General features: G+C 65.8%; 5 protein-coding genes. 1 reads left to right on the forward strand and 4 read right to left on the reverse strand.

The features are described from left to right. Positions 1-196 (forward strand): hypothetical protein (locus ACE3SL_RS04375; protein ID WP_374524541.1); only part of this gene is annotated, 196 nt, incomplete at its 5' end. A 248-nt stretch (positions 197-444) separates the two neighbouring features. Here ACE3SL_RS04375 and ACE3SL_RS04380 read toward each other — a convergent pair. The 4 genes from ACE3SL_RS04380 to ACE3SL_RS04395 all read right to left on the reverse strand — a co-directional run. Continuing rightward, positions 445-690, reverse strand: a complete 246-nt coding sequence (locus ACE3SL_RS04380) for a hypothetical protein (protein WP_374392090.1) — start codon at positions 688-690, stop codon at positions 445-447. Positions 691-1,072: 382 nt separating this feature from the next. Next, positions 1,073-2,587: a bifunctional 3-(3-hydroxy-phenyl)propionate/3-hydroxycinnamic acid hydroxylase gene (locus ACE3SL_RS04385; protein WP_374524542.1), complete on the reverse strand. Its 1,515-nt coding sequence runs from the start codon at positions 2,585-2,587 to the stop codon at positions 1,073-1,075. Next, positions 2,584-3,417 carry a fumarylacetoacetate hydrolase family protein gene (locus ACE3SL_RS04390; protein WP_374524543.1) on the reverse strand — a complete coding sequence of 278 codons (834 nt, stop codon included), beginning with the start codon at positions 3,415-3,417 and terminating at the stop codon, positions 2,584-2,586. Before ACE3SL_RS04390 ends, ACE3SL_RS04385 begins: the two co-directional genes overlap by 4 nt. Further along, positions 3,414-4,091, reverse strand: a 678-nt coding sequence (locus ACE3SL_RS04395) for a VOC family protein (protein ID WP_374524544.1), incomplete at its 5' end; no start/stop codon positions are given. The genes ACE3SL_RS04395 and ACE3SL_RS04390, both read right to left, overlap by 4 nt.

The raw sequence follows: 4,091 nt of genomic DNA on the forward strand, positions 1-4,091 counted from the left end.
GCTTCAAAAACCGCAGCTGACAGCCACCTTCGGCGCCTTCAAAAATCTATCTTGCGCTGCGCGCGCCTCCGGTCGGGCTACGCCCGCCCTCCGCCGCACGCAGCGCAAGGCCATCTTCAACAAACCAGCATCATATTATCCGAAAAGGGGGTCCCTCTTCGACGCCGATCGGGGGTCCCTTTTGAACGCCGTTTGACACACCTCGGCGAGAGCCGCCTCTACAAGGCGTTTTGTGATCCTGCCCATAGGCTGCAACCTCTTCGAACCGTGCTGCTTCCGCGAAAGCACCGCGTAAGCAACAGGGGGTGTATTCTCGGCGGGCCTGGGTTAGCATCGGCGGCAGCGATTTTCATCTTTGAGATGCAATATGAGTAGCTTAGGGTAGAGAAACAGGCTCTGGCGTTGAATAGCGTAGCCTGTTAGTAGCCGCTCCGAAGGCAGAGGTCACAGGTTCGAATCCTGTCGGGTGCGCCACTTCACTACAGAAGTGGGAACGCCGTACCCCGCCATATCCACCCTGGAGGCGGCTACCAAGCTCGGACGCAGTTCCGATCTCGATCCCATGATGCGAACTTCGTCGTCTGCGACCTCGACGCGCTGAGCGAAGGCGCGCAGCTGATCCGGCCGATAGCCGCCCGCTTCCATACGCAGGCCGTCGTGTGCAGCGATGGTGGCGTTGACATAGATCATCCGGTCGGGGTCTTCCAGATCGTGTCGATATCACGCGGCGGTCAACGCCCCCGCGCTGGCCGATCTGCGGACCCCCGGCTCTGACGATTATCCCTTGGTCGCCAAGCCGCCGCCGCTCGATCATGGCTATTTCGAAGCCTTCAACCGCGATAACTGCATCTCGTCGACATCAGAAAACGCGAAGCGCTGGTCGAGATAACCGAGACGCGAGTGCGGACGACGCTGAACGCGTATGAATTCGACATCATCGTGCTGGCGACCGGCTTCAAGGCCTACACCGGCGCGCTCGAAGCCTTTCCGATCCACGGCGAGGGCGGCCGGACGAAATGACTCTTCCTTCAGGCTCGTCACCGCGAGCCTGAAGCACGGCCGTCATCTGAAATCAATGGATCCCGACCCGGCCGTTGCGGGCCGCCGGGTGCCCGCGGAGATCGGCAAGATAACGAGCCGTCAGTTCGCCCACCGGCCCGCTGCCGAACACATAACGGTCGGCTCGGACGAGTACCGCGTCGGCGCCATGCTTATCGAGCCAGTGCCGGACTTCGGCGCCAAAAGGTTCGATGTCGTCGAGCGAAAAGCAGGGCACGGCGCCGCTGGACGGCGAGGTTTCCCGCGCGACGATCCAAGGCCCCGGGCCCAGCAGGTCGTCGAGCCGGCTCGGCCCCGCTTTGGGCTGCGGGAAATAGCTTCCTGCGCCCGGAGTGCCCGCGTCGATGAGGCCCGTCAGAATATCGGGATAAGCCGCTGCCCCGGCCGGCTCCTGATTGGCAGCGCGCGCCGCGAGCATCTGCGCGTCGCGGGCGGCCGCCGCGTCGGGATCGGTGATGCACACCGTCCGACCCATCATCACCGCAAGACCGATGATCGCGCGGACATTGGGCTCGCGCTCGCGCTGGTAGGTTTCGAGGATGGGCGCTGCCGCCTCGCCCCCCACGACAGCGGCGAGTTTCCACGCGAGATTGGCGGCGTCGCGAATGCCCGAACACAAGCCCTGACCGGCAAACGGCGGCATCTGGTGCGCGGCGTCACCCGCGAGGAAGATGGCGCCCCGCTGCCACTGTTCGGCGATGCGCGCCGAGAAACGATAGACCGCCTTGCGTTCGATTTCGACCGCGCCCGCGACATCCCAAGGGTCCAGCAGTCGCCCGATCATGGCGTCGTCGAGGAGGTCGTCGGGCCTTTCACCCGGCTTCACCATGAATTCCCAGCGGTGACGCCCTTCGCCCATCAGCACGCAAGTCGTCGGCCGCGCGGGATCGCAAATCTGCAGATTGACCTCGGGAAGCCGCGATACGTCGCTTACGATCGTGTCGACGATCAACCAGCTTTCGTCGAAATCGAGGTCGTCGATGCCGATGCCGGCAAGGTCGCGCACGGTGCTGCGCGCGCCGTCGGCACCGACAAGAAAGCGGGGCCGAATGAGCTGCGCGCCCTGCTCCGTCTCGAACTCCGCCGCCGGAGTGTCGCAACTGCCGCCGAGGCCGGTCAGTCGCCATCCCGCGCGCAGCCCTATATTCGGCTGTGCCGCAACGGCCTCGCGCAACAGTCGCTCGATCGAAGGCTGATGGATCATGTTCGCGCTATGCCAGCCGCCAGCTGCGATCCGGTCCGCCCCGTCGAGGCGAAGCAGCACCTGCCCGTCGGCGGTCACGAAATCATAGCGCGGGCTGTGGCGGCACGTCGCGACGATGGCGTCGGCGATGCCGAGTTCCTGAAAGACGCGGAGGATCTGGTGATCGATATGCGCGGCGCGCGGCAGGGCGTAAGGCTCGGTGGCGCGTTCGGCGAGGATGACCGTCACGCCGCGCCGGGCAAGCAGCAGCGCAAGCGTAAGCCCGGTTGGCCCGGCGCCGACGATCAGGACGTCGCAATCTTCGGCTTTGGGGCTGCCGCTCACGCTTCCGCCTCCATCACCCCCTCGATCGCGCCGAGGCCGTCGATTTCGCAGCGCACGACGTCGCCGGGCTTCAGGAATTGGCGCGGGTCCATTGCGGCGCCGATGCCGCCCGGCGTGCCGGTGAAGATGAGATCGCCGGGTTCGAGCGTCATCGCCGCGGAAAGATGCTCGATCTGCTGCCACAGGTCGAAGACCAGATGACGGGTGTTCGAAGATTGCCGCAGCTCGCCGTTCACGAGGCAACGGAGGTCGAGGGCGTGCGGGTCGACTTCGTCTGCCGTCGTGATCCACGGCCCGATCGGGGCGTGCGTGTCGAACGACTTGCCGAGCGACCATTGCGGCCCCGCGTGCTGCCACATGCGTTCGGTCACATCGTTGCCGACGCAATAGCCGAAGACATGCTCGTGCGCCTGCACCGCGGGAATATGCTTGCCGCGCTTGCCGATCACCGCGACCAGTTCGACCTCATAGTCGGCGGTGAAGGTGTTTTTCGCGATCAGGATCGGCGCGAAGGGGCCATTGATCGAGGTCTGCGCCTTGGTGAACCAGACCTGCCGCTGCGGCGTCTCCATCTTCGATTCGGCGATATGGTCGGCATAGTTGAGGCCGATCGCGAATATCTTGCCGGGGCGCGCGATGGGGGCGGTCAGTGTTACCGCGGTAAGCGGGGCCGCGCCGCGGTCGTCGAGGGCGTCGAAGGCGGGGCGCAGCTCGTCCCAGCGCGCGATCAGGTCGATCATGCTGCCGGCGAAGCCGGTGTCGACGATCGTCTCGCCGCGAACGATGCCGATGTGCGCGACGCCATTCTGTTCGTAGGTTGCTATTTTCATGCTGCGATATCCTTGGGTTTGCGGCGGAAAAGCGCCTTGAAGCGAAGCCGGAGGGCAAGCAGCCTGCCGAGGGTCTCGGGTTTCGGCGCGCGCTTGCCGGCGAGCGCGGGGAAGGGCGCGCCCCATTGCACGTCGAGCAGTTCGCGCATCGTCGACAGGCGCGAACCGTCGGCGGCGGCGAACAGGTCGCCGTCGGTCCAATGCTCGAGCTCGTGCCCCCAGGGATCCTTCCAATAGTCGAAGATCTGGCTGCCGAGCACATGGCGCCCGACGCCCCACGCGGCGGTGCGCCCCGCGCGCTTCAGATGCTCGTGGCCGGCCATCAGGTCGTCGAGACCCTCGACCTCGAACGCGGCGTGGTTGAAGCCGGGGCCGGGCGGCAGCTGGGCGAGGAACAGCGTGTGGTGATCGGTCGGCGTGTCGCCGCGGTCGCAGCGCATGAAGGCACCGATCGCGAGCCCCGGCGCCGCCTCGATCTCGTCGGACGTAATGAAGCCGAAGCGCGCCTTGTACCACGCCTCCGACCGACGAAAGTCCGCGACGTTCAGCACCACATGACCGAGACGCCGGACGCGCGAGGGCCGCTGCGCGATACGTACAGGCGCACGCAAGCGCCGGCGCGCCGCGACCGAATTGAAGGGGGTTTCGCGAGCGGGTACGACCGGCTCTTGCCC

It is taken from the genome of Sphingopyxis sp., from assembly GCF_041916015.1.
Classification (GTDB): Bacteria; Pseudomonadota; Alphaproteobacteria; order Sphingomonadales; family Sphingomonadaceae; genus Sphingopyxis.

Bases quoted from the DNA above. Each gene is read 5' to 3' on its own strand.
- ACE3SL_RS04390 (WP_374524543.1), bottom strand. From the start codon at position 3,417: ATGAAAATAGCAACCTACGAACAGAATGGCGTCGCGCACATCGGCATC.
- ACE3SL_RS04380 (WP_374392090.1), bottom strand. From the start codon at position 690: ATGATCTATGTCAACGCCACCATCGCTGCACACGACGGCCTGCGTATG.